Here is a 23,688-nt window from a genome sequence, read left to right on the forward strand (position 1 = left end):
CGCGGCCCCCGGGAGGGCAGGATTACGCGCATGACGCAGGCGATGGTGAAGGGCTCCAACATCCCGGTGACGGCCTCGGGGGTGCGGGCGGTGCTCCGCTGGAGCCCGGGGGCGGGTGTGCCGGACGTCGACGCCTCGGCGCTGCTGCTGGGTGCGGACGGCCAGGTGCGCTCGGACGAGGACTTCATCTTCTACAACCAGCCCCGGCACCCGGGCGGCGCCGCCCGGCACCTGCCCAAGCGCAGCGAGCCGGCCGGGCTGACGGACGCCATCGAGGTGGACCTGGCCGCACTCGAGGCGGGCGTGGACCGGGTGGTCGTCGCGGCCTCCGCGGACGGCGGCCCCTTCGCCCTCGTCTCCGACCTGACGGTGCTGCTCTACGACACGGCCGCCGGTTCCGACGCGGAACCGCTGGCGGTCTTCGACGTCGTCCCGGACACCGGCGACGAGTCGGCGCTGATCTGCGGCGAGCTGTACCGCAGGGCGGGTGGCTGGAAGTTCCGCGCGCTGGGGCAGGGCTACGCCTCGGGGCTGGAGGCGCTCGCCACCGAGTTCGGCATCACCGTCGAGGAGGGCGACCTCGACGAGGCGCCGCCGCCGCGGCCGGAGGGCGAGGCGGCCTCGGTGCCGCAGCCCGTGCCGCCGACCGTCCTGACCACCGAGCCGCCCGACGCGTACACCCTGCAGGCCCCCGCGCCGGTGCCGCCGCAGCCCACGGCGCCGCCCGCCTACGGCTACCCGCAGGAGCCGCAGCCGACGGTGGCGGCCCCCGCGTACGGCTACCCGCAGGAGCCCCAGCCGACGGTGGCGGCCCCCGCGTACGGCTACCCGCCGCAGCAGCCCGCGCCGACCGCGGCGGCCCCCGCTCCCGCTCCTGCCCCCGCGTACGGCTATCCGCAGCCGATGCAGGGGTTCCGGCTGCCGCCGATGGGCCCGCAGTTCCAGGAACGCCGCTGAGCGGGCCCGGCAGGGGGCCGCGCGGTCAGACCTTGGTCTTGTAGCCGCGGCCCCACTGCAGGCCCCAGCCGTACAGCCGGTCGAGCTCGGCCTGGAAGCCGTAGACGTACTTCACCTCACGGCGCACGGTCAGGTCGCCCTTCCTGTTCTCGATGAGCACGACGGCGCACGAGCGGGCCTGCGGCTCGCGCTCGTCCAGCAGGATCTCGATCCGCGGGCCCGAGCTGGGGAAGATCTCCACCTTGGCGTGGGTGCGGTCGAAGGCGGGCGTGCCGTCGTAGATGTAGACGAAGACGAGCATGCGCTTGAACTCGTCGCGCTTGTCGAGGTTGAGGTAGAGCGTCTCGCCGGACGAGCCGCCGAAACGGTCGTCACCGGTCATCTGGATGTACGGCGGGGCGTCGAGGTCGCCCAGGAAGTTGCCGAGCGGCTGGACGACGCCCTTGGTGCCGTCGGCCAGCTCGTACATGCATGCCAGGTCGAGGTCGACGTTGACCATGGCGGGGCCGGCGGCCTGCACGGGCTCCGGCTTGAACAGGTGCATCTGGCGGCTCAGCCACGAGCCGCTGCGCTGGTTCCAGCCGCCGGTGTCGGAGGTGCGCATCTGCCAGGACAGGTTGATGCGCAGGTTGCCGACGGCCGCGCCCTGCTTGGACAGCGAGACGACCTGGTGCCGCCTGGTGAGCTCGATGGTGTGCGCGTTCGCCATGTCGAACTGCGCGTTGAAGCCGCCGCTCGGCCGCAGGAAGTTCCACATGTCCGTCCGTCCCCTGCACGCAGGCCGCCCCCCGCCGGTCGGCGGGGGGCGGCGTGACCCGAATGTCGTGACGAGACGGGGGTCAGACCCCGCTCGTCACCTCCGCTTTGTCGTCCCGCTGCTCGGAGCTTTCCCCGAGACGGCGGTTTCGCACCACCGACGACCAGTAGGAGGCGCCGATCAGGACGACGCCGATGAGGCCGGTGATGACCTCGTTGATCTCGAACTTGATGGTGACCAGGAGGATGACCGCCAGCGCGCCGATCGCGTAGTGCGCGCCGTGCTCCAGGTAGACGTAGTCGTCCAGGGTGCCCTTGCGGACCAGGAACACGGTGAGCGACCGGATGTACATCGCACCGATGCCGAGGCCGAGGGCGATGATGAAGATGTCGTTGGAGATCGCGAACGCGCCGATGACGCCGTCGAAGGAGAACGACGCGTCGATGACCTCCAGGTAGAGGAAGAGGAAGAACGCCGCCTTGCCCGCCAGGCCCACGGCCGAGGCGCCGCTGCCGGCCGGCTTGCCGCCCGAGCTCCGCTCCTCGAGCTCCTCGTCGGCCTCGTCGGCCTCGTCCTCCAGCTTGTCCTCGAAGTAGCTCGAGATGCCGCCGACGACGAGGTACGTGATGAGGCCGCCGATCCCGGCGAGCAGCACCGTGGAGGACTTGTCGCCGCCGCCGTGCGAGACGTCGGTGGCGAGCGTGGTGGCGGTGATCAGCAGGGCGACCAGGGCGACGACCACGGAGAGCGTGTCGAGCTTGCCGAGCTTGGAGAGCGGCTTCTCCAGCCAGGCGAGCCACTTGTGCTCACGCTCCTCGAAGATGAAGTCGAGGAAGATCATCAACAGGAACATCCCGCCGAACGCGGCGATCGCCGGGTGCGCGGACGTGACGAGGTGCTCGTACTGCTCCTTGTTGTTGATCGCCAGGTCGATGGCCTCGATGGGCCCGATCTTCGCCGTGATCGACACGATGATGATCGGGAAGACGAGGCGCATGCCGAAGACGGCGATCAGAATGCCGATGGTGAGGAAGATCTTCTGCCAGAAGGCATTCATCTTCCGCAGGATGCCGGCGTTGATCACCGCGTTGTCGAAGGAGAGCGAGATCTCCAGCACCGACAGGATGGCGACGAGGGCAAGCCCCTCCGCACCCCACAGGAAACCGGCGAGGGCGAGGCCGGCGGCGGTGACACCGAACGACCAGCCGAAAGTTCGGAGGAGCACTGGATATCCAATCCCTTTACGAAACGTTGACCCCAAAGTCTAGGGCGATGCCCCGGAGGCCTGATGCATACCCCTGGCCAACGGCTCGGAACTTCCATTCGCCGCCGTACCGGTACAGCTCTCCGAAGATCATCGCCGTTTCGCTGGAGGCGTCCTCGGAGAGGTCGTAGCGCGCCAGTTCGCTCTGGTCGGTCTGGTTGACCACCCGGATGAAGGCGTTGCTGACCTGGCCGAAGGTCTGGCCGCGGGCGTCGGCGTCGTAGATGGAGACCGGGAAGACGATCTTGTCGACCCGCTCGGGCACGGCCGACAGGTCCACCAGCAGGACCTCGTCGTCGCCCTCGCCGTCACCGGTCAGGTTGTCGCCGGTGTGCTCGACCGAGCCCTCCGGGCTCTTGAGGTTGTTGTAGAAGACGAAGTACTCGTCGCCGAGCACCCGGCCCGAGCCGCACAGCAGCGCGCTGGCGTCCAGGTCGAAGGGCGCCCCGGTGGTGGAGCGCGCGTCCCAGCCGAGCCCGATCAGCACGTTGGTCAGATTGGGTGCGGCCTTGGTGAGGGAGACGTTGCCCCCCTTGGCGAGCGTCACGCCCATGCTGTTCTCCTCCCCCGCGGGGCTCGCGGTCCGCCGGACGCGGACCGCGAGGCCCCGGCGAATCAGACGTTGACGCCGAAGTCCTGCGCGATGCCGCGCAGGCCGGACGCGTATCCCTGGCCGATGGCCCGGAACTTCCACTCCGCGCCGTGCCGGTACAGCTCGCCGAAGACCATCGCCGTCTCGGTCGACGCGTCCTCGGTGAGGTCGTAACGGGCCAGCTCCTTGTCGTCGGCCTGGTTGACGACGCGGATGAAGGCGTTGCGGACCTGGCCGAACGACTGCTGCCGGCTCTCGGCGTCGTAGATCGACACCGGGAAGACGATCTTGGCGACCTCGGCCGGCACGCCGGCCAGGTTCACCTTGATCTGCTCGTCGTCCCCCTCGCCCTCACCGGTGATGTTGTCGCCGGTGTGCTCCACGGAGCCGTCGGGGCTCCTGAGGTTGTTGAAGAAGACGAAGTGCTGGTCGGAGAGGACCTTGCCCTCCGTGCCGGTGAGCAGGGCACTGGCGTCGAGGTCGAAGTCCGCGCCCGTGGTGGTGCGGGCGTCCCAGCCGAGGCCGACGATGACGGCCGTGAGGTTGGGGGCCTCCTTCGTCAGCGATACGTTGCCACCCTTGCTGAGGCTGACTCCCACGAGTCCTCCCATGTCATCGCGTGCTGCTCGTATCAGGATCAACGCCCTGAGGTTAGTACCCGGTTCCCCAGGACTACAGGGCTTCGAGCGCCTTGACGTACTCGTTCAGGTCACGGGCGTCCGGCAGGCCGTTGACGACGGTCCAACGGACCACGCCCTCCTTGTCGATGACGAAGGTGCCGCGCACCGCGCAGCCCTTGTCCTCGGCGAAGACGCCGTAGGCCCGGGAGACCTCGCCGTGCGGCCAGAAGTCGGACAGCAGCGGGTACTCCAGGCCCTCCTGCTCGGAGAAGACGCGCTGGGTGTGCATCGAGTCGTTGGAGACCGCGAGCAGCTGGACCTCGTCGTTCTGGAAGGCCGGGAGCTCGTCGCGGAGCGCGCACAACTCGCCCGTGCAGACCCCGGTGAACGCGAAGGGGAAGAAGAGCAGGACGACGTTCCTGGAGCCCTGGAAGTCGGACAGCCGCACGGTCCGGCCGTGCTGGTCCCGCAGCTCGAAGTCGGGGGCCTTTTCGCCTACGGCGAGCGCCATGGTGGACACACCTCTCCGGTGACGGTGACGGGACCCGCGGCGCGGGCCCCGCGGCCAGTCTCGCACCGCCCCGCCGGGGCAATGCGAGGCGCCCCCGCGACGCTCGGTCACGGGGGCGCGGTGCCGGTCAGGAACGCCTCAGCGCTTGCCGGCCTTCGCCGTCTTGGGGGTCACCAGTCGACTGGCGGTCCAGTCCTTGGAGACGTTGACACTGCTGGTCTGAGCCAGGCCGGCGGTCTGCGCGGCCTCTCCGATGTCACTCGGCTCGACGTGCCCGTCACGGCCGGTCTTCGGGGTCATGAGCCAGATCTGGGCGCCCTCATCGATGGCGGACGTGGCGTCGACCAGGGCGTCGGTCAGATCGCCGTCATCATCACGGAACCAGAGGATGACGCCGTCGGCGACGTCGTCGTACTCCTCGTCCGCGAGCTCTTCGCCCGTGATCCCCTCAATACCCTCACGGAGCTCGTGATCGACGTCATCGTCGTAGCCGAGCTCCTGGACCACCTGTCCGGGCTCAAAACCAAGCCGGCTCGCCGGGTTGGTTTGCTCCTCCGCGTGGCCCGCGGTCGCGCTCACGCTCTGCCTCCTGTCATGGGGGTTGTCTTCCCGCTCCTGTGCGGGGTTATGGGCGGTAGTCCACACGGGCGCGGCGGATCGCGCAAGTACCCAGCCGCCCATCCCGCCCAAACGTTGACGTGTCACCGCAACCCGAACCGTGAGGGGTGACGTGGCTCACTCCACTATGCCAGGGTTTCTCCCGAATCGGGGTTGCGGTCGGTCGTACGTCCGAGTGGGCGTAGAGTTGCGGTTTGGTCGTACGGCCGCCGGACAGCCATGCGAGAGCCTCAAGAGGGTCTGGAAGAGGGGTCTGTCTCACTTAGTGGTGGTTACCACTCAGTAGAGATGACGTATCCCGAACGCGCGGTACACGATGGAGGCGGCGCGACCCAGCAGAGCAAGACCCTAGAAGCGAAGGAATAGCGTGGCTTCCGGATCAGATCGCAACCCGATCATCATTGGCGGCCTTCCCAGCCAGGTCCCGGATTTCGATCCCGAGGAGACGGCGGAATGGCTCGACTCGCTTGACGCCGCCATCGACGAGCGCGGACGCGAGCGCGCCCGCTACCTCATGCTCCGCCTGATCGAGCGAGCCCGCGAGCGGCGGGTTGCCGTGCCCGAGATGCGCAGCACGGATTACGTCAACACCATCGCGACCAAGGACGAACCGTTCTTCCCCGGCAACGAGGACATCGAGCGGCGCATCCTGAACGCGACCCGCTGGAACGCGGCGGTCATGGTGTCCCGGGCGCAGCGTCCGGGTATCGGCGTCGGCGGGCACATCGCCACCTTCGCTTCCTCCGCCTCTCTGTACGACGTGGGCTTCAACCACTTCTTCCGGGGCAAGGACGACGGCAAGGGAGGGGACCAGATCTTCTTCCAGGGCCACGCCTCCCCCGGCGTGTACGCCCGTGCCTTCCTGCTGGACCGGCTCTCCGAGACCCAGCTCGACGCGTTCCGCCAGGAGAAGTCCAAGGCGCCGTACGGCCTGTCGAGCTACCCGCACCCGCGGCTCATGCCGGACTTCTGGGAGTTCCCGACCGTCTCCATGGGCCTCGGCCCGCTGGGCGCGATCTACCAGGCCCGGATGAACCGTTACCTGCAGGCGCGCGGCATCGCCGACACCGAGCAGTCGCACGTGTGGGCCTTCCTCGGCGACGGCGAGATGGACGAGCCGGAGTCGCTCGGCCAGCTGTCCCTGGCCGCCCGTGAGGGCCTGGACAACCTGACCTTCGTCGTCAACTGCAACCTGCAGCGGCTCGACGGCCCGGTGCGCGGCAACGGCAAGATCATCCAGGAGCTGGAGTCGCAGTTCCGCGGTGCCGGCTGGAACGTCATCAAGCTGATCTGGGACCGCACCTGGGACCCGCTGCTCGCGCAGGACCGCGACGGCGTGCTGGTGAACAAGCTCAACACCACGCCCGACGGCCAGTTCCAGACCTACGCCACCGAGACCGGCTCGTACATCCGCGACCACTTCTTCGGTGACGACCACCGGCTGCGCAAGATGGTCGAGGGCCTCACCGACGACCAGGTCCTGCACCTGGGCCGCGGCGGCCACGACCACCGCAAGATCTACGCGGCGTACAAGGCGGCCCGCGAGCACAAGGGCCAGCCGACCGTGATCCTGGCGCAGACCGTCAAGGGCTGGACGCTCGGCCCGAACTTCGAGGGCCGCAACGCGACCCACCAGATGAAGAAGCTGACGGTCGACGACCTCAAGCGCTTCCGCGACCGGCTGCACCTGCCGATCTCCGACAAGGAGCTGGAGTCCGGCGCCCCGCCGTACTACCACCCGGGCCGGAACTCGGAGGAGATCCAGTACATGCACGACCGGCGCAAGGGCCTGGGCGGCTACGTCCCGACCCGCGTCGTGCGCGCCAAGCCGCTGGCACTGCCGGACGACAAGGCCTACGCGGGCACCCGCAAGGGCTCCGGCCAGCAGACGATCGCCACCACGATGGCCTTCGTCCGGCTGCTGAAGGACCTCATGCGGGACAAGGAGATCGGCAAGCGCTTCGTGCCGATCGCCCCCGACGAGTACCGCACCTTCGGCATGGACTCGCTCTTCCCGTCGGCCAAGATCTACAACCCGCTGGGCCAGACGTACGAGTCCGTCGACCGCGAGCTGCTGCTGGCGTACAAGGAGTCCCCGACCGGGCAGATGCTGCACGACGGCATCTCCGAGGCGGGCTGCACCGCCTCGCTGATCGCCGCCGGGTCCTCCTACGCCACGCACGGCGAGCCGCTGATCCCGGTCTACGTCTTCTACTCGATGTTCGGCTTCCAGCGCACCGGCGACCAGTTCTGGCAGATGGCCGACCAGCTGGCGCGCGGCTTCGTGCTCGGCGCCACGGCGGGCCGCACCACCCTCACCGGTGAGGGCCTGCAGCACGCCGACGGCCACTCGCACCTGCTGGCCTCGACCAACCCGGCCGTCGTCGCGTACGACCCGGCGTTCGGCTTCGAGATCGCGCACATCGTCAGGGACGGTCTGCGCCGCATGTACGGCGGGACCCCCGAGGCGAACGAGGACGTCTTCTACTACCTCACCGTCTACAACGAGCCGATCGTGCAGCCGGCCGAGCCGGAGGGCGTGGACACCGAGGGCATCCTCAAGGGCCTGTACAGGTACCGGACCGCCGAGGCGGGCGCGATCCCGGCGCAGATCCTGGCGTCCGGCGTGGCCGTGCCGTGGGCGCTGGAGGCCCAGAAGATCCTCGCCGAGGAGTGGAACGTCCGGGCCGACGTGTGGTCCGCGACCTCCTGGAACGAGCTGCGGCGCGACGCCGTCGAGGCCGAGGAGCACAACCTGCTCCACCCCGAGGAGGAGCAGCGCGTCCCGTACGTGACGCAGAAGCTCAGCGGCTCCGAGGGCCCGTTCGTGGCCGTCTCGGACTGGATGCGGGCCGTCCCGGACCAGATCTCCCGCTGGGTGCCGGGCACCTGGCAGTCCCTCGGTGCCGACGGCTTCGGCTTCGCCGACACCCGTGGCGCGGCGCGCCGGTTCTTCCACATCGACGCCCAGTCGGTGGTCCTCGGCGTGCTCACCGAGCTCGCCAAGGAGGGGAAGATCGACCGCTCCGTGCTGAAGCAGGCGATCGACCGCTACCAGCTGCTCGACGTCGCCGCCGCCGACCCCGGCGCCGCGGGCGGCGACGCGTAACGCCGTCGTCGAAGGCCGGGGCCCCGCGGGCTCGTGTCACTGGTCGACGATCTGGAAGGCGCGGACCGTGTGCCGGGACTCCGGGACCCAGGTGCCGGACGGGAACGTCACGAAGTCGCCCTCGGTGGAGCACTCGGCGCTCTGGTAGGTCGTCACGAGCTTGCGGGTCCGGTTGACGAACGACTTCGCGGACGTCCCGGGCGGCAGCGGCACGCAGGAGTTGACGTCGGTGTCGGCGAGTTCGTGGACCAGGCGCGCCCCGCGGTAGTCCGGTCTGCTCCACAGGCACAGCCCCCCGGGGTCGCAGCCGCCCGCGGGGGCGGCCGTCGCGTGCGGGGCCGGGGCGGCCAGGGCCGCTGCGGCCACGACGGCCGTGGTCAGGGCAAGGGTCAGGGCTGCGTTGCGCATGTGGATCACTCCCCCGTGGTGGTCGGAGCTCCACGGTGAACGGCGAGGCCCGGGGCCGCCAAGGGCCCCGGGCCTCGTTCACCCGGATAGGGAATCGTCCGGCGTCAGATGTGCACCCCGCCGCCGGCGGCGTCCGCGTTGACGCCGCGCTTGGTCAGGAAGGCGATGCCCGCCGCGAAGGCGGCCACGATGCCGGCGACGGTGAAGGCCAGCCCCATCCCCGAGAGGAAGGTCTCGTTGGTGATCTTCGTGATCACCGCGACGATCTCGGCCGGGGTGTCCTTGGCGACCGGCGGCACACCGACCACGACCGCGTCGGCGGCCTGTGCGGCCTGCTCGCCCTTGAGCGGGGGCAGCCCGGCCGCGGCCCACTTCTCGGGCAGCAGGCCGTCCACACGGGACGCCATGACCGTACCGAGGACGGCGGTGCCCAGACTGCCGCCGACCTGCATCGCGGAGCCCTGGAGGCCGCCGGCCACGCCGGACAGCTCCAGCGGCGCGTTGCCGACGATGACGTCGGTGGCGCCGACCATCACCGGGGCCAGGCCAAGGCCCAGCAGCGCGAACCACACGGACATGACCAGGGTGCCGGAGTCCGCCTCCAGGCCGGTCATCCCGAACATGGCGACCGCCGTGCACACCATGCCGCCGACCAGCGGCACCCGCGGGCCGAACTTGGTGATCAGCGCACCGGCGACCGGCGAGCTGACGATCATCATCGCGGTGAGCGGCAGCAGGTGGACACCGCACTCCACCGCCGACATCCCGTGCACGTTCTGCAGGTAGAAGGTGACGAAGAACAGGCCGCCCAGGAAGGCGAAGGCCATCAGCACCATCAGCGCGGTACCCGCGGACAGCGGCACCGAGCGGAACATCCGCAGCGGGATCAGCGGCTCGGAGGCCTTGGTCTCCCAGAACGCGAACAGGGCGAACAGCAGCACCGAGCCGACCAGGAAGCCCAGGGTCAGCGGGTCGCCCCAGCCCCACTCCGGAGCCTTGATCAGGCCCCACACCAGGCCGAACATCGCACCGGAGAGCGCCACGATGCCGGGGACGTCGAAGGACCGCGGCGCGTTCTCGGCCCGTACGTCCTTCAGGATGACCAGGCCCAGGACCAGCGCGACCAGACCCACGGGCACGTTGATGAAGAAGACCGACTCCCAGCTGACGTGCTCGACCAGCAGACCGCCGGCGATCGGCCCGGCGGCGGTGGAGGCGCCGATGACCATGCCCCAGATGCCGATGGCCATGTTGAGCTTCTCGGCCGGGAAGGTGGCGCGCAGCAGGCCGAGCGCGGCGGGCTGGAGCAGCGCGCCGAACACGCCCTGCAGGACGCGGAGCGCGATCACCATGCCGACGCCGCTGGACACGCCGATCAGACCGGAGGTGACGGCGAAGCCCGCGAGGCCGACGAGGAAGGTCTGCCGGTGCCCGAACCGGTCGCCGAGCTTGCCCGCGGTGATCAGCGAGACCGCCAGGGCCAGCATGTAGCCGGTGGTGATCCACTGGATCTGCTCGCGGGAGGCACCGAGGTCGGCCTGGATGGCCGGGTTGGCGACGGCGACGATCGTGCCGTCCAGGGCCACCACCATGACGCCGATGGCGACCGAGAACAGGGTCAGCCAGGGGTGGCCGCGCAGGGGCTTCTTGGAAGGCGCCGGTATCGAGTCCGGGCCCTTGTCGGTGACGACGGAGGCTTGGGTCATGGGCAAGAGATTATGTCAGCCCCTGACATTTGACCAAAGCAGTCATCCGTCGGTAACTGTCAGGGGGCACCGCAAGTATCGTGGTGCCCCCTGGAGGTGGACGGCAGATGAAGCACGCGATGCGCGCGACGCCCGTGTGCGGACTGCGCGAACGCAAGAAGCAGCGGACGCGCGACGCGCTCATACGGGCCGCGATCGAGCTGTTCGTCCTCAAGGGGTACGAACGCACGACCGTCGACGAGATCGCCGCCGAGGTGGAGGTCTCGCAGCGCACCTTCTTCCGCTACTTCGCCGGCAAGGAGGAGGTCGCGCTCGCACTGGAGGACAGCGTCGAGGAGGCCTTCGTCACCGCGGTGGCCGAGCGGCCGGCCGGCGAACCGCCCTTCGTGGCGCTGCGCGCGGCGCTGGACGATTCCTGGCACAGCATCAGCGCCGTCATCGCCGCCGTCGTGCCGCTGTCCACGTACATGGCGATGTACCGGGTGATCGAGTCCACGCCGCCGCTGCTGTCCGCCCAGATGCGCCACTCGGCGCTCGTCGAGGAACGGCTCGCCTCGGTCATCGCCGCCCGCGAGGGCCTGGACCCGGCGGACCCGCGACCGCGGGTCCTGGTGGCGGCCGTCGGCGGGGTCATCCGGGTGGCCCAGCGGCTGTGGGGCGACGGTGACGAGACCAGCGTGGAGTCCATCCGCCGGATCACCGAGGAACACCTTGACCTGCTCGTCCCGGTCCTGGCACGGCCCTGGGCCGAACACCAGGGTGTGTCCGGAATCTCCTTGTTCCAAACGTGACTTGGGTCACGGGGTGCGCAGGGGATCTCCGGCGTCTCCTAGGGTGTCCCCCAGTGAACCTCGTCGACGAGCGCTTCAGCTCCCCCTCCCTGCGCGCCCTCCTGGCCCTGGCCGTGGTCTTCGTCATGCTGGCGACCACCGGCTGGACCGCGCTGCGCCACCACAAGGGCGGCGGGGACGCGCTGGCGGTGGCCACGGCCGCGTGGCGGCACGGCTCGGTGGGCGGGCGCGCGCTCCCCGACCCCCAGGCGGCCCCCGGCGTCATCGCGCGCTTCTTCGCCTCGGTCGGGCCGGACGGGGCCAAGCGGCTCGCCGTCCGCTACCCGCTCGTCGTCGGCAACCTCAACGGCGCCCCGATCACCTTGCGTTACCAGGCCAACCGGCGCTCGCTCGGCACGGCCCGCGCCCAGGAGACCGCCCGCTCGCGCAGCTCCCTGCTGACCGCCGAGGGCCGCCAGGACGCCGCGCAGCGCGCCGAGCGGTACGCCTCCCTGCTCGACGGCGGCCGGCAGATCCTCGCCTTCGACCCCACCGGCCGCGGCCGGGCCGCCGAGGTCTTCGGCGACCTCGGCGCCGCCGAACGGGTGTCGCTCGTCGTGCCCGGGGTCGACACCGACGTGCTCTCCTTCGAACGCGAGGACGACCCGACGCGCGCCCCCGTCGGTATGGCCCGCTCGCTGTACGCCGCCGAGCACGCCGCCGCCCCGCACACGCGCACGGCCGTCATCGCCTGGGCCGACTACACCACCCCGCAGGGCGTCGGCCTGGACGCCTCCACCGGGGAACTGGCGGAGCAGGGCGCCGTCCGGCTGGCCGCGCTGGTGCGGGCACTGCCGGCACGCGGCAGCGTCTCGCTGTTCTGCCACTCCTACGGCTCGGTGCTGTGCGGTGTCGCCGCCCCGGACCTGCCGACCGGCCGGGTCTCCGACATCACCGTCTTCGGCAGCCCCGGCATGCGGGTGGACAAGGCGGCCGACCTGGGCACGGCCGCCCGGGTGTGGGCCACCCGCGACAGCACCGACTGGATCGGCGACGTGCCGCACATGGAGTTCGCCGGGCTCGGCCACGGCGCCGACCCCGTCTCCCGGTCCTTCGGCGCCCGCGTGGTGACCTCCGAGGACGCCGAGGGACACGCGGGCTACTTCCGCTCCGGCACCGACAGCCTCGCCAACTTCACCAGCATCGCCCTCGGCCGCTACCCGGACGTCCGGTGCGCCGACGGCAGCGCGTGCACGGCGGACGTGGCCTAGTCCGGCCGCGCCCGGCCGGTTCCCGAAACGGCGACGCGGCCTACGATGACCCGTATGGGTGACGTATTGGCCGGATCCAACGCCGTATGGGAGTTCGATGCCGATGCGGTGCTCATCCGTTACGAGCGGGGGATGCGCAACTCGAAGCTGCTGCAGACCCTGGGGCGGCGGCGTGTCCCCTACGAGGCCCTCGCGGGCGTCGAACTGGTCCCGGGGCGGCGCGGCGCCATCGCGCTGCGCATGCTCCCGCGGCGGGGCGCCGATCCGCTGATGGAGGCCGCGAAGGGCCAGCTCAAGGAGAACGCCGACCCCTACCGCCTGGTGCTGCCCGCCGAGCGGGAACTGCTCGCCGAGTACTACGCCGGGGAACTGCTGTCCGCGATCGCGACGGCCGGCGGCGGCGCGGACGCGGAACCGGCCCCGCGCCACCTGGTGGACGTGCCGTCCGCGCCCCTGTCCTTCAAGGCCTACGACGGCAAGGCCTCCTTCGACGGCGGGACGGTGTCCTTCCGCTGGTTCTGGACGGGCGCCTCGACGGCCAAGTGGAAGGCCGGCGACCAGCACTTCCCGGTCGACGGGCTGTCCGGGGTCGACTGGCGCTCCCCCGAGATGCTCGGCGGGCACCTGCGGCTGCTGCAGCGCGACGCCGACGGCCACCGCTCCGGCAACCCCGACGACGACCCCGCGACCGTCGTGTTCGGCCTCGGGTACGGCCTCGTCCACGAGTCGCTGCCGCTGGCGGCGGCGGTCCTCGCGGCGGTCCAGCGGGCCGCGCGGACGCGGCCCGCCCTGGACCGGGACGGCTACTCGCGCGCCGCCGACGTGGAGGACATGTCCGGGTAGCGGTCCCCCGCGACCTGCCCGGCGATCGGTTCCAGCCAGCCCAGCTCGGTCCCGTCCAGCACGATCCGGGTGGCGGCGGTGTTCTCCCGCAGGCGCTCGGCCTTGCGGGTGCCCGGGATCGGCACCACGGTCAGCCCGTGGACCTGCGCCCGCTGCTGCACCCATGCGAGGGCGATCTGGGCGGGCGTGGCGCCGTGCGCCTTCGCGACCTTGCGGAGCGGCTCCAGCAGGTCGAGGTTGCGCTTGGCGTTCTCCCCGCTGAAGCGGGGCTGGTGCCGGCGGAAGTCGTCCGCCGACAGTTCGGAGGCGTCCTGGAAGGATCCGGTCAGGAAGCCCCGGCCCAGCGGGGAGTACGGCACGAGCGCCACCCCCAGCTCGGCGGCGGCACCGGTCAGCGAGACCTCCACGTCCCGGCTGAACAGCGACCACTCCGACTGCACGGCCGTGATCGGGTGCACGGCGTGCGCCTCGCGCAGCTCGGCCCCGGTCACCTCGGACAGGCCCAGGTGCCTGACCTTGCCCGCCCGCACCAGCTCGGCCATCGCCCCGACGGACTCGGCGAGCGGCACCGCGGGGTCGCGGCGGTGCATGTAGTACAGGTCGATGACGTCCACGCCGAGGCGGCGCAGGCTGCCGTCGACGGCCTCCCGGACGTAGTCGGGGTCGTTGCGCACCCCGCGGAACCGCGGGTCGTCGGCCTTGCGCGCTATGCCGAACTTGGAGGCGAGGGTGATCTCGTCCCGGTGCGCCCGGACGAAGGGGGCGAGGTACTCCTCGTTGGCGCCCAGGCCGTACACGTCGGCGGTGTCGAAGAGCGTGACCCCGAGGTCCAGCGCCGCGTCGAGGGTGGCCCGGGCCGCGGCCTCGTCGGTGGGCCCGTAGAACTCGCTCATGCCCATGCAGCCCAGGCCCTGCACGCCGACCAGGGGGCCGTCGGTGCCGAGCGTGACCTTGGCGATCGGTTCGTTGTTGTCGCTCATGCCGTTCATGCCCTCTCCGACGCCCGGCGGGCGTCAGCGTAGGTGTCGATCTTGTGGTCGAGGACCGCGAGGGTGTCCTGCAGCTCGGCGATCCGCCGCAGCACGTCGCGCCGGGTCGACTCCAGCAGCTCCTGGCGCTGGGGGAAGGTGTGCTCCCCCAGCCGCACCAGCTCGGCATAGCGGACCATGTCCGCGACCGGCATCCCGGTCAGCCGCAGCTTGCCGACGAAGCCCAGCCAGTCGAGGTCGCGGTTGGTGAAGCGGCGCTGGCCGGTGTGGGAGCGGTCGACGTGCGGCATCAGCCCGATCCGCTCGTACCAGCGCAGCGTGTGCGCGCTCAGCCCGGTGAAGGCCGCCACCTCGCTGATCGTGTAGCGGTCCCGGCCGTCCGGGAGGGGGTGCCGCGGCTCGTCGGCGCAGCTGTGTACGCTGCCGGGCTTGCTCTTGGCCACCTGCGTCACGGTCATGGGTTCCACGCTAAAACCCTGGAGTGCACTCCAGGCAAGGCCATTCGTTAGGCTCACGCCCATGCGGAGCCTGAACAGCCTGAGCGCGATCGAGAACTGGCCTGTCCCGACGGCCGCGGCGGCGGTCGTCCGCCGCGACGGCACGGTCCTGGGAGCGTACGGCGAGACCGGGCGGCGCTTCCGGCTGGCCTCGGTGACCAAGCCGCTGTCCGCCTACGCGGCGCTGGTCGCGGTCGAGGAGGGCGCGGTCGAGCTGGACGAACCGGCCGGCCCCGAGGGCTCGACCGTACGGCACCTGCTCGCCCACACCTCCGGCCTCGCCTTCGACGAGCACCGGGTGATGGCGGCCCCCGGCACGCGGCGGATCTACTCCAACGCGGGCTTCGACGCGCTGGCGGACCACATCGCCAAGGCCACCGAGATCCCCTTCGCCGAGTACCTGCGGCAGGCGGTGCTGGAGCCGCTCGGCATGCACGCCACCGACTGCCCGGGCTCGGCCGGCGCGGGTGCCGTCTCCACCGTCGACGACCTGGTCCGCTTCGCGGCCGAGCTGCAGGCACCGCGGCTGCTGGCCCCGGAGACCGTCGCCGCGGCGACCTCCGTCGCCTTCCCCGGCCTCAAGGGCGTGCTGCCCGGCTACGGCGGCCAGAACCCCAACGACTGGGGCCTGGGCTTCGAGATCCGGGACCACAAGTCCCCGCACTGGACGGGCGCCTCGTCCTCCCCGCGCACCTTCGGCCACTTCGGCCAGACCGGCACCTTCCTGTGGGTCGACCCCGACGCCGGCGCCGCCTGCGTCGTCCTGACGGACCGTGACTTCGGCGAGTGGGCCCTGCCGTTGTGGCCGGCGCTCACGGAGGCGGTGCTGGCAGAGCTGTGACCAGCGTCAGCGGGATCGGTCCGCAGGACCGGCCGCTAACGCTGCGCAGGAGCGAGCCGGCCAGGTGCCGGGGGTCGGTGGAGGCGGCGACCCGGCCGCGGGCGTTGACCAGGGCGGCCGGGGCGGGCAGGCGGCGCAGCAGGGGCAGCACGGCGGCCTCGAAGTGGCGCAGGTAGACGTCCGCGGCGGCGACGCCGAGGAAGCGGCCGGCGTGCTGGACCGGCACCGACAGGGTGAGGCTGTACTCGTCGGAGCACAGGTAGTCCACGTACGGTCCGGCCACGGCGCGTTCGCCGGTGGCGCGGGGCAGGGCGAACCAGTCCCAGTGGGTGTAGTCGGAGTAGGCCGAGGTGCCCGGGTCGAGGTCGGGCAGGAGCGGCCGCAGCCCGTCCTCCCCGTGGTTCTGCCACCACTCCAGCCAGGCCGGTACGTCGCCGAGCAGCCCGGGTTCCGCGATGAAGCCGATGCCGGAGATCAGGTCGTGCCGGCGCCGCAGCCGCTCGTGCAGCAGCGGGCGCAGGGCGGCGAGGTCGGCGGTGGTCGGGGCCCGGCCGGCGGCGCGGACCGCGGCGATGGCGGTGGTGCGCTCGGCGACCTGGGCGACGGCGGCGAAGACGTCCTCCAGGGTGCCGCGGACCCGGTCCACGACGTCGGCGACGACGCTGTCGACCAGGGCGGTTGAGCTGACGGCCACGGCGGCTGCCTCCGGTGCGGGAGGACGGGTGGTGCGGACGCCCGGGTCAGCCGGTGACGGTCAGACGCAGTCCGATCAGACGCTCCATCGCGTCCTGCACCCGCCGTTCGGCCAGGGACCGGGCCAGCGCCGCGTCGCCGTCGCGCACGGCGCGGAGCAGCGCGCGGTGCAGCTCGACGACCGCCGCGCGGGCGTCGTCCTCCCCGAGTGCGAGACAGATTAGCGCCCCGATCTCCGCCTGGATACGGATCTCCTCCTTGGTGAGACGGGCCGACTGGGCGGCCGCGGCGAGCTCCACGTGGAGCCTGCCGTAGACGCGGCCGCGGGCGGCGAGGTCGTCGGCGGCCTCGAACTCCTCCAGGGAGCGTTCCAGCGGGGCGAGGTCCGCGGGCTCGGTGCGCCGGGCGGCCAGCCGGGCGGCGGTGCCGGCGACGGCGGCCCAGTGGTCGGCGAGGTCGCGCAGTTCCTCGGTGCTCCAGTCGGCCAGCCGGTGGCCGAGCCGGGCGGTGCGCGGCTGGTCGGGGGCGGTGACGAAGCTGCCGCCGCCGCGGCCGCGGCGGGTGGTGACCAGTCCCTGCTGGCGCAGGGCCATGAGGGCCTCGCGCAAGGTCACGGTGGAGACACCGAGGCGGGTGGCGAGCTCGCTCTCACCGGGGAGCTGCTCGCCGTCGGCGAGCAGGCCCAGTTCGATGGCGTCCGCGAGGCGCCGTACGACCGCGTCGACCCGGGCGAGGCTGCCGACCGGTGCGAAGACGGCGTGCAGTGCGCCATTCGAAAGTTTGCTCACCCGCACACCTTCTCACTTGGGGAAAGTTTTACCCCGGTCAGGCCTTGTCCTTTGAAATATAACTTCATAGGTTTCCGGTCAACGCTCCAGCCGAAGAGAAAGGTTCCCCGCCGATGGAGGGAACGGCCAAGGAAACGGACACCGGGACGCCCGCGATACGCCTGCGGGACCTGCGCAAGTCCTTCGGCCAGGTGCACGCGGTCGCCGGGGTGGACCTGGAGATCGCCGACGGCGAGTTCTTCTCGATGCTGGGCCCCTCCGGCTCCGGCAAGACCACCGTGCTGCGGATGGTCGCGGGTTTCGAGGCCCCCACCGCCGGCACCGTGGAGCTGGCCGGCCGGGACGTCACCCGGCTCGCCCCCTTCGAGCGGGACGTCAACACCGTCTTCCAGGACTACGCGCTCTTCCCGCACATGACGGTGGAGCAGAACGTCGCCTACGGCCTGAAGGTGCGCAAGGTGCCCAAGGCGGAACGGGCCGAGCGCGCCCGCGCGGCGCTCGCCTCGGTCCGGCTGGAGGGGTTCGGCGGGCGCCGGCCGGCACAGCTGTCCGGCGGCCAGCGGCAGCGGGTCGCACTGGCCCGCGCCCTGGTGGGGCGTCCCCGGGTGCTGCTGCTCGACGAGCCGCTGGGGGCGCTCGACCTCAAGCTGCGCGAGCAGATGCAGGTCGAACTGAAGGCGATCCAGCGCGAGGTGGGCATCACCTTCGTCTTCGTCACCCACGACCAGGAGGAGGCGCTGACCCTCAGCGACCGGATCGCGGTCTTCAACGGGGGCCGGATCGAGCAGGTCGGCACCCCCGCCGAGGTGTACGAGCGGCCGGCCACGCCCTTCGTCGCCGGCTTCGTCGGCACCTCCAACCTGCTGACCGACGGCACCGGGACCTACAGCGTCCGCCCGGAGAAGATCCGCCTGCTGGGCCCCGGCGCTCCCGCCGACGCCCCGGACACCCCGGACGCCCCGGACGCCCCGGACGCCCCGGACACCCCGGACGGCGGGATGCGCACCGTCTCCGGCACCGTCGCCGAGGTCATCTACCTCGGTGACACCACGCGCTTCCTGGTCGACCTCGACGAGGGCGGCCGGCTGACCGCCCTGCAGCAGAACCAGGAGACCTCCTCGGCCGACGTCGCCGCCTACCGGGGAACCCGTGTCCGCCTCCAGTGGCACCGCCGACACAACGTCACCGTCCAGTCCCCCCACCCGGAAACGGAGTCCACGTGCGTCTGACCCGTGCCCTCGCAGCCTGTACCGTCCTGGCCCTGGCCACCGCCTGCGGCGGGTCGTCCTCCCCCGGCAAGGGCGCCGGCTCCTCCGGCGGCGCCTTCACCCCGCCCAAGCTCAGCGCGCCCAAGGCCCTGGGCAAGACCGAGGGCGCGGTCAACCTGATCGCCTGGGCCGGCTACGCCGAGGACGGCTCCAACGACAAGTCCGTCGACTGGGTCACCCCGTTCGAGAAGGAGACCGGCTGCCAGGTCAACACCAAGGTGGCGGGCACCTCCGACGAGATGGTCAGCCTGATGAAGACCGGCCAGTACGACGCCGTCTCGGCCTCCGGCGACGCCTCGCTGCGCCTGATCGCCTCGGGCGACGCGGCGCCGGTCAACACCGACCTGGTCCCCAACTACAAGGACGTCTTCGCCAGCCTGAAGATGCAGAAGTGGAACTCGGTCGACAAGGTCGCCTACGGCATCCCGCACGGCCGCGGCGCCAACCTGCTGATGTACCGCACCGACAAGGTCTCCCCGGCCCCCACCTCCTGGTCGGCGGTCTTCGACGAGGCCTCCCCCTACAAGGGCCACGTCACCGCGTACGACTCCGCGATCTACATCGCGGACGCCGCGCTCTACCTGATGAAGACCAAGCCGGAGCTGGGCATCAAGGACCCGTACGCGCTGGACCAGAAGCAGTTCGACGCCTCCGTCGCCCTGCTGAAGGAGCAGAACGCGGACGTCGGCGAGTACTGGAGCGACTACCTGAAGGAGATCTCCGCCTTCAAGAGCGGCGACTCCGTCATCGGCACCAGTTGGCAGGTCATCGCCAACCTCGCCAAGGCCGAGAAGGCGCCGGTCGAGGCGGTCCTGCCGAGCGAGGGCGCCACCGGCTGGTCCGACACCTGGATGGTCTCGGCCAAGGCCCAGCACCCCAACTGCGCCTACAAATGGCTGGACTGGATCGTCTCGCCGAAGGTGAACGCCCAGGTCGCCGAGTGGTTCGGCGAGGCCCCGGCGAACGAGAAGTCCTGCGCCCTGACCACGGACAAGAACCACTGCGCGGTCTTCCACGCGGCCGACGAGCCGTACTGGAAGCAGGTCCACTTCTGGAACACGCCCATCCCGCAGTGCCTGGACGGCCGCACCGACGTCCGTTGCGTGCCCTACGCCAAGTGGGTCCAGGCCTGGACCGAGATCAAGGGCTGAGCCACCCGTGACGACCCCGTCCACCCCGTCCACCACGACGAGCGGCGCCCTCGGGCGGCGGCTGGCAGGTTCCCTGCACCGCCGCCCGCGGCTGCGGCTGTCGCTGCTGCTGTCCGCCCCGCTGCTGTGGCTGGTCCTCGCCTACCTGGGCTCGCTGGCCGCGCTCTTCCTCTCCGCGTTCTGGACGACCGACGCCTTCACCTCGGACGTGGTCAAGGTCTGGAACACCGACAACTTCCGCACCGTCCTCACCACGGGCGTCTACCGGGACGTCGCCCTGCGCAGCCTCGGCGTCGCCGTCGCGGTGACGGTCATCGACATCGTCATCGCCTTCCCGATCGCCTTCTACACCGCCCGGGTCGCCGCCCCGCGGTACCGGCACCTGCTGGTCGTCGCCGTGCTCACCCCGTTGTGGGCCAGCTACCTGGTCAAGGCGTACGCCTGGCGGATCTTGCTCTCCGAGAACGGGCCGCTGGACTGGGCGCTCAGGCCGTTCGGCCTGGACGGGCCCGGTTACGGCCTGCCCGCGACGATCATGGTGCTGGCCTACCTGTGGCTGCCGTACATGATCCTGCCGGTCCACGCCGGGCTGGAGCAGCTGCCGGCCAGCCTGCTGGACGCCTCCGCCGACCTCGGGGCCCGCACCTGGCGCACCTTCCGGTCCGTGGTGCTGCCGATGGTGCTGCCGTCGGTCGCGGCCGGCTCGGTCTTCACCTTCTCGCTCAGCCTCGGCGACTACATCGCCGTGCAGATCGTCGGCGGCAAGACCCAGCTGATCGGCAACGTCGTCTACTCCAACATCACCCTCGACCTGCCGCTCGCCGCCGCGCTGGGCACCGTGCCGGTCGCGGTCATCGTCGTCTACCTGCTGGCCATGCGGCGCACCGGCGCGCTCCAGAGTCTGTGAGGCCGTGACCATGCAACTCTCCCGTCCCGCCCGCATCGTCCTGCGCCTCGCGGCCGTGCTGGGCTTCGCCGTCATCTACGTGCCGCTGCTGCTCGTCCTGCTCAACTCCTTCAACGCCGCCCGCGGCTTCGGCTGGCCCCCCTCGGGCCTGACCCTGCACTGGTGGGCCGACGCGTGGCACAGCTCCGGCGCCCGCTCCGCGCTGTGGACCTCGGTGAAGGCGGGCCTGGGCGCGACGGCGGTCTCCCTGGTGCTGGGCACCCTGCTGGCCTTCGCGGTCTCCCGGTACCGCTTCTTCGGGCGGGAGGCGCTCTCCTTCGTCGTCGTGCTGCCGATCGCGCTGCCCGGCATCGTCACGGGCATCGCCCTGAACACCGCGTTCCGCACGGTGCTGGAGCCGCTCGGCGTCGGGCTGGGCCTGTTCACGGTCGTCGTCGGCCACGCCACCTTCTGCGTCGTGGTGGTCTTCAACAACGTCGTGGCCCGGCTGCGGCGCACCTCCGGCTCGTACGAGGAGGCGGCGATGGACCTGGGGGCCGACAGCTTCCAGGTCTTCCGCGACATCACCTTCCCGCTGGTGCGCACGGCGCTGCTGGCGGGCGGGCTGCTCGCCTTCGCCCTCTCCTTCGACGAGATCGTCGTCACCACCTTCACCGCGGGCCCCGGCGTCCAGACCCTCCCGGTGTGGATCTTCGGCAACATGGCCAGGCCGCAGCAGGCACCCGTCGTCAACGTGGTGGCCGCCGTCCTGGTCGCCGCGTCGGTGATCCCCGTCTACCTCGCCCAGCGGCTGTCCGCGGACTCCGCCGCGGGAGGCCGTATCTGAGCCACGGGTGCACGGAGCCGAGGGGTCCGTGCCATGCATCCGCCCGGATAAGGCAGGCTTGTACCGTGCCAGAACCCGCGCTGAACGCATTCGACCCCGCCCGCGACCACCCCCACTCCGCCACGCTGAGGAGGCTGGAGAAGTCCTCGGGGCGCCTGGCGGCGGCCGCGATCGCGCGGATGGACGGGCAGCTGCCCTGGTACCGGGCCATGCCCCCGGAGAACCGCTCGTGGATCGGGCTGGTGGCGCAGGCGGGCATCGCGGCCTTCACGGAGTGGTTCCGCCACCCGCAGACCCCGCAGGCGATCAGCACCGACGTCTTCGGCACCGCACCGCGGGAGCTGACCCGGGCGATCTCGCTGCGCCAGACGGTGGAGATGGTGCGCACCACCATCGAGGTCATGGAGGCGGCGATCGACGAGGTCGCCGCCCCCGGCGACGAGTCGGTGCTGCGCGAGGCGCTGCTGGTGTACGCACGGGAGATCGCCTTCGCGACGGCCCAGGTCTACGCCCAGGCCGCCGAGGCGCGCGGCGCCTGGGACGCGCGGCTGGAGTCCCTGGTGGTCAACGCGGTGCTGTCCGGCGAGGCGGACGAGGGCGTGCTGTCGCGGGCGGCGGCGCTCGGCTGGAGCTCCCCCGACAAGATCGCGGTGGTGCTGGGCACGGCACCCAACGGCGACAGCGAGCTCACCGTCGAGGCGATCCGGCGGGCGGCGCGGCACGCCAAGCTGCAGGTGCTCACCGGAGTGCTCGGCGACCGGCTGATCGTGGTCGCGGGCGGCGACGGGGATCCGCTGCGGGTGGCCAAGGCGCTGATCGGGCCGTTCGCCGCGGGGCCGGTCGTGGCCGGGCCCGTGGTGGGCGACCTGCTGGCGGCGTCGAAGTCCGCGCAGGCCGCGGCGGCGGGCCTGCGGGCGTGTGCGGCCTGGCCCGACGCGCCGCGTCCGGTGCTCTCCGACGACCTGCTCCCGGAGCGCGCGATGGCGGGCGACCGACACGCCCGCGATCAGTTGGTGGAGGAGATCTACAGGCCGTTGGAGGAAGCTGGTTCGGCACTGCTTGAGACTCTGTCCGTCTACCTCGAACAGGCCTCGTCGCTGGAAGGGGCCGCCCGGATGTTGTTCGTTCACCCCAACACCGTTCGCTACCGGCTTCGACGTGTGACGGACGTCACCGGCTGGTCGCCGTCGGACGTGCGCTCCGCATTCACCCTACGTATCGCGCTCATCCTGGGCCGGCTCTCCGACGCGGGGCAGACACCGTAGTTGCGATCAGGGCCTTTGTGGGACACCAACAAATCGCCCGTCGGTTCTTGGTCCCTGTCCCCACGGGCGGGGATCACCTCGCTCAAGAGAGAGTTGAAAGCGTGCTCGTACTCGTCGCTCCCGGCCAGGGTGCCCAGGCTCCCGGCTTCCTGAACCCCTGGCTCGAACTCCCCGGTGTCGCCGACCGTCTCGCCGGTCTGTCCTCGACCGCCGGACTCGACCTCGCCCACTACGGCACCAAGGCCGAGGCCGAGGAGATCCGTGACACCGCCGTCGCCCAGCCCCTGCTGGTCGCGGCCGGCCTGGTCGCGGCGGAGCAGTTGTTCGGCGACCCGGCCGCCGCGCGTTCCGCGCTGGGCGCCGTGGCCGGTCACAGCGTCGGAGAGATCACGGCGGCGGCCGTCGGCGGCGTGCTGAGCGCGGAAGCGGCGATGACCTTCGTCCGCACCCGCAGCACCGCCATGGCCCAGGCCGCGGCCATCACCGAGACCGGCATGTCGGCCGTGCTCGGCGGCGACCCGGACCTGGTCGTCGCCCACCTGGGGAACCTCGGCCTCACCCCGGCGAACATCAACGGCGCCGGTCAGATCGTGGCGGCCGGCACGGCGAAGCAGCTCGCGGAGCTGACCGCGGACAAGCCGGAGAAGGCGCGGGTCATCCCGCTGAAGGTGGCGGGCGCGTTCCACACCCACCACATGGCCCCGGCCGTGGCCGTGCTGGAGGAGCTGGCGCAGACGCTGCAGGTCGGCGACCCCGCGCTGCCGTACGTGTCCAACACCGACGGCGCGGTCGTCGCCTCCGGCGCCGAGATCGTCTCCCGCCTGGTGACGCAGGTGTCCAACCCGGTGCGCTGGGACCTGTGCATGGAGACCTTCAAGGACATGGGCGTCACCGCGATCATCGAGCTGGTTCCGGGTGGCACCCTGGTGGGCCTGGCCAAGCGCGCGCTGCCCGGCGTCGCGACCCTGGCCCTGAAGACCCCGGACGACCTCGACGCCGCCCGCGCGATCGTGGCCGAGCACGGCCCCCAGGAATAA

General features: G+C 71.2%; 24 protein-coding genes. 12 read left to right on the forward strand and 12 right to left on the reverse strand.

What is annotated here, in order from left to right; genetic code table 11:
- Nucleotides 1-30: 30 nt before the first annotated feature.
- Nucleotides 31-957: a TerD family protein gene (locus AC1VWI_RS15995; RefSeq protein WP_499511683.1), complete on the forward strand. Its 927-nt coding sequence runs from the start codon at nucleotides 31-33 to the stop codon at nucleotides 955-957.
- Nucleotides 958-982: 25 nt separating this feature from the next.
- Here AC1VWI_RS15995 and AC1VWI_RS16000 read toward each other — a convergent pair whose 3' ends face one another.
- The 6 genes from AC1VWI_RS16000 to AC1VWI_RS16025 form a co-directional block, all read right to left on the reverse strand.
- Complete coding sequence (locus tag AC1VWI_RS16000) at nucleotides 983-1,714, reverse strand: TerD family protein (RefSeq protein ID WP_499511684.1); 732 nt, start codon at nucleotides 1,712-1,714, stop codon at nucleotides 983-985.
- A gap of 82 nt (nucleotides 1,715-1,796) precedes the next feature.
- A complete protein-coding gene (locus AC1VWI_RS16005) occupies nucleotides 1,797-2,939 on the reverse strand; it encodes a DUF475 domain-containing protein (protein WP_499511685.1) in 1,143 nt (380 codons plus the stop codon).
- Nucleotides 2,940-2,955: 16 nt separating this feature from the next.
- Nucleotides 2,956-3,531 carry a TerD family protein gene (locus AC1VWI_RS16010; RefSeq protein ID WP_499511686.1) on the reverse strand — a complete coding sequence of 192 codons (576 nt, stop codon included), beginning with the start codon at nucleotides 3,529-3,531 and terminating at the stop codon, nucleotides 2,956-2,958.
- Nucleotides 3,532-3,593: 62 nt separating this feature from the next.
- The gene (locus tag AC1VWI_RS16015; protein WP_499511687.1) at nucleotides 3,594-4,169 is read right to left on the reverse strand and encodes a TerD family protein; all 576 of its coding nucleotides are present in this window, start codon (nucleotides 4,167-4,169) and stop codon (nucleotides 3,594-3,596) included.
- Nucleotides 4,170-4,242: 73 nt separating this feature from the next.
- Nucleotides 4,243-4,701 (reverse strand): peroxiredoxin, encoded by a 459-nt coding sequence (locus tag AC1VWI_RS16020; RefSeq protein WP_499511688.1) that lies wholly within the window; start codon nucleotides 4,699-4,701, stop codon nucleotides 4,243-4,245.
- A gap of 138 nt (nucleotides 4,702-4,839) precedes the next feature.
- Nucleotides 4,840-5,280, reverse strand: coding sequence for a DUF3052 domain-containing protein (locus tag AC1VWI_RS16025; protein ID WP_026250565.1), 441 nt, complete (start codon nucleotides 5,278-5,280; stop codon nucleotides 4,840-4,842).
- A 406-nt stretch (nucleotides 5,281-5,686) separates the two neighbouring features.
- Here AC1VWI_RS16025 and aceE point away from each other — a divergent pair, with 406 nt between their 5' ends.
- On the forward strand, nucleotides 5,687-8,428 hold the full coding sequence (gene aceE, locus AC1VWI_RS16030; RefSeq protein WP_499511689.1) for a pyruvate dehydrogenase (acetyl-transferring), homodimeric type: 2,742 nt from the start codon (nucleotides 5,687-5,689) through the stop codon (nucleotides 8,426-8,428).
- Between the two features lie 36 nt (nucleotides 8,429-8,464).
- Here aceE and AC1VWI_RS16035 read toward each other — a convergent pair whose 3' ends face one another.
- Nucleotides 8,465-8,836, reverse strand: a complete 372-nt coding sequence (locus AC1VWI_RS16035; protein WP_499511690.1) for a peptidase inhibitor family I36 protein — start codon at nucleotides 8,834-8,836, stop codon at nucleotides 8,465-8,467.
- Nucleotides 8,837-8,940: 104 nt separating this feature from the next.
- A complete protein-coding gene (locus AC1VWI_RS16040; protein ID WP_499511691.1) occupies nucleotides 8,941-10,542 on the reverse strand; it encodes an MFS transporter in 1,602 nt (533 codons plus the stop codon).
- 107 nt (nucleotides 10,543-10,649) lie between these two features.
- Between AC1VWI_RS16040 and AC1VWI_RS16045 the strand changes: the two genes are divergently transcribed.
- The 3 genes from AC1VWI_RS16045 to AC1VWI_RS16055 are packed head-to-tail and all read left to right on the forward strand — an operon-like array spanning nucleotide 10,650 to nucleotide 13,426.
- Nucleotides 10,650-11,333: a TetR/AcrR family transcriptional regulator gene (locus AC1VWI_RS16045; protein ID WP_499511692.1), complete on the forward strand. Its 684-nt coding sequence runs from the start codon at nucleotides 10,650-10,652 to the stop codon at nucleotides 11,331-11,333.
- Between the two features lie 53 nt (nucleotides 11,334-11,386).
- On the forward strand, nucleotides 11,387-12,583 hold the full coding sequence (locus AC1VWI_RS16050; RefSeq protein ID WP_499511693.1) for an alpha/beta hydrolase: 1,197 nt from the start codon (nucleotides 11,387-11,389) through the stop codon (nucleotides 12,581-12,583).
- Nucleotides 12,584-12,637: 54 nt separating this feature from the next.
- Nucleotides 12,638-13,426, forward strand: a complete 789-nt coding sequence (locus tag AC1VWI_RS16055) for a DUF4429 domain-containing protein (RefSeq protein WP_499511694.1) — start codon at nucleotides 12,638-12,640, stop codon at nucleotides 13,424-13,426.
- On the opposite strand, the gene AC1VWI_RS16060 is transcribed toward AC1VWI_RS16055, so the two are convergent.
- Together AC1VWI_RS16060 and AC1VWI_RS16065 are read right to left on the reverse strand one after the other, a co-directional pair.
- Nucleotides 13,387-14,406 carry an aldo/keto reductase gene (locus tag AC1VWI_RS16060; protein WP_499516822.1) on the reverse strand — a complete coding sequence of 340 codons (1,020 nt, stop codon included), beginning with the start codon at nucleotides 14,404-14,406 and terminating at the stop codon, nucleotides 13,387-13,389. The two genes, AC1VWI_RS16055 and AC1VWI_RS16060, sit on opposite strands and share 40 nt — an antisense overlap.
- Before the next feature lie 5 nt (nucleotides 14,407-14,411).
- On the reverse strand, nucleotides 14,412-14,873 hold the full coding sequence (locus AC1VWI_RS16065) for a MerR family transcriptional regulator (protein WP_499511695.1): 462 nt from the start codon (nucleotides 14,871-14,873) through the stop codon (nucleotides 14,412-14,414).
- 61 nt (nucleotides 14,874-14,934) lie between these two features.
- Here AC1VWI_RS16065 and AC1VWI_RS16070 point away from each other — a divergent pair, with 61 nt between their 5' ends.
- Nucleotides 14,935-15,753, forward strand: coding sequence for a serine hydrolase domain-containing protein (locus AC1VWI_RS16070; protein ID WP_499511696.1), 819 nt, complete (start codon nucleotides 14,935-14,937; stop codon nucleotides 15,751-15,753).
- Here AC1VWI_RS16070 and AC1VWI_RS16075 read toward each other — a convergent pair.
- On the reverse strand, nucleotides 15,725-16,447 hold the full coding sequence (locus tag AC1VWI_RS16075; RefSeq protein WP_499511697.1) for a cache domain-containing protein: 723 nt from the start codon (nucleotides 16,445-16,447) through the stop codon (nucleotides 15,725-15,727). The two genes, AC1VWI_RS16070 and AC1VWI_RS16075, sit on opposite strands and share 29 nt — an antisense overlap.
- 46 nt (nucleotides 16,448-16,493) lie before the next feature.
- A complete protein-coding gene (locus AC1VWI_RS16080) occupies nucleotides 16,494-17,240 on the reverse strand; it encodes a FadR/GntR family transcriptional regulator (protein WP_499511698.1) in 747 nt (248 codons plus the stop codon).
- A gap of 107 nt (nucleotides 17,241-17,347) precedes the next feature.
- Between AC1VWI_RS16080 and AC1VWI_RS16085 the strand changes: the two genes are divergently transcribed.
- The 6 genes from AC1VWI_RS16085 (at nucleotide 17,348) to AC1VWI_RS16110 (ending at nucleotide 23,688) form a co-directional block, all read left to right on the forward strand.
- Nucleotides 17,348-18,463: an ABC transporter ATP-binding protein gene (locus AC1VWI_RS16085; RefSeq protein ID WP_499511699.1), complete on the forward strand. Its 1,116-nt coding sequence runs from the start codon at nucleotides 17,348-17,350 to the stop codon at nucleotides 18,461-18,463.
- Nucleotides 18,454-19,653: an ABC transporter substrate-binding protein gene (locus AC1VWI_RS16090; protein ID WP_499511700.1), complete on the forward strand. Its 1,200-nt coding sequence runs from the start codon at nucleotides 18,454-18,456 to the stop codon at nucleotides 19,651-19,653. The genes AC1VWI_RS16085 and AC1VWI_RS16090 overlap by 10 nt, the downstream gene beginning before the upstream one ends.
- Before the next feature lie 7 nt (nucleotides 19,654-19,660).
- Nucleotides 19,661-20,560: an ABC transporter permease gene (locus AC1VWI_RS16095; RefSeq protein WP_499511701.1), complete on the forward strand. Its 900-nt coding sequence runs from the start codon at nucleotides 19,661-19,663 to the stop codon at nucleotides 20,558-20,560.
- A gap of 10 nt (nucleotides 20,561-20,570) precedes the next feature.
- Nucleotides 20,571-21,386, forward strand: coding sequence for an ABC transporter permease (locus AC1VWI_RS16100; protein WP_499516823.1), 816 nt, complete (start codon nucleotides 20,571-20,573; stop codon nucleotides 21,384-21,386).
- 65 nt (nucleotides 21,387-21,451) lie between these two features.
- Nucleotides 21,452-22,651 carry a PucR family transcriptional regulator gene (locus tag AC1VWI_RS16105; protein ID WP_499511702.1) on the forward strand — a complete coding sequence of 400 codons (1,200 nt, stop codon included), beginning with the start codon at nucleotides 21,452-21,454 and terminating at the stop codon, nucleotides 22,649-22,651.
- A gap of 101 nt (nucleotides 22,652-22,752) precedes the next feature.
- Nucleotides 22,753-23,688 carry an ACP S-malonyltransferase gene (locus AC1VWI_RS16110; RefSeq protein ID WP_499511703.1) on the forward strand — a complete coding sequence of 312 codons (936 nt, stop codon included), beginning with the start codon at nucleotides 22,753-22,755 and terminating at the stop codon, nucleotides 23,686-23,688.

The sequence above is a fragment of the Streptomyces sp. TOM-9 genome, from assembly GCF_056858595.1.

Coding starts and splice junctions, on each gene's coding strand:
- AC1VWI_RS15995 (WP_499511683.1), top strand. CDS start 31: ATGACGCAGGCGATGGTGAAGGGCTCCAACATCCCGGTGACGGCCTCG.
- AC1VWI_RS16000 (WP_499511684.1), bottom strand. CDS start 1,714: ATGTGGAACTTCCTGCGGCCGAGCGGCGGCTTCAACGCGCAGTTCGAC.
- AC1VWI_RS16010 (WP_499511686.1), bottom strand. CDS start 3,531: ATGGGCGTGACGCTCGCCAAGGGGGGCAACGTCTCCCTCACCAAGGCC.
- AC1VWI_RS16020 (WP_499511688.1), bottom strand. CDS start 4,701: ATGGCGCTCGCCGTAGGCGAAAAGGCCCCCGACTTCGAGCTGCGGGAC.
- AC1VWI_RS16035 (WP_499511690.1), bottom strand. CDS start 8,836: ATGCGCAACGCAGCCCTGACCCTTGCCCTGACCACGGCCGTCGTGGCC.
- AC1VWI_RS16040 (WP_499511691.1), bottom strand. CDS start 10,542: ATGACCCAAGCCTCCGTCGTCACCGACAAGGGCCCGGACTCGATACCG.
- AC1VWI_RS16045 (WP_499511692.1), top strand. CDS start 10,650: ATGAAGCACGCGATGCGCGCGACGCCCGTGTGCGGACTGCGCGAACGC.
- AC1VWI_RS16055 (WP_499511694.1), top strand. CDS start 12,638: ATGGGTGACGTATTGGCCGGATCCAACGCCGTATGGGAGTTCGATGCC.
- AC1VWI_RS16060 (WP_499516822.1), bottom strand. CDS start 14,406: ATGAGCGACAACAACGAACCGATCGCCAAGGTCACGCTCGGCACCGAC.
- AC1VWI_RS16065 (WP_499511695.1), bottom strand. CDS start 14,873: ATGACCGTGACGCAGGTGGCCAAGAGCAAGCCCGGCAGCGTACACAGC.
- AC1VWI_RS16070 (WP_499511696.1), top strand. CDS start 14,935: ATGCGGAGCCTGAACAGCCTGAGCGCGATCGAGAACTGGCCTGTCCCG.
- AC1VWI_RS16085 (WP_499511699.1), top strand. CDS start 17,348: ATGGAGGGAACGGCCAAGGAAACGGACACCGGGACGCCCGCGATACGC.
- AC1VWI_RS16100 (WP_499516823.1), top strand. CDS start 20,571: ATGCAACTCTCCCGTCCCGCCCGCATCGTCCTGCGCCTCGCGGCCGTG.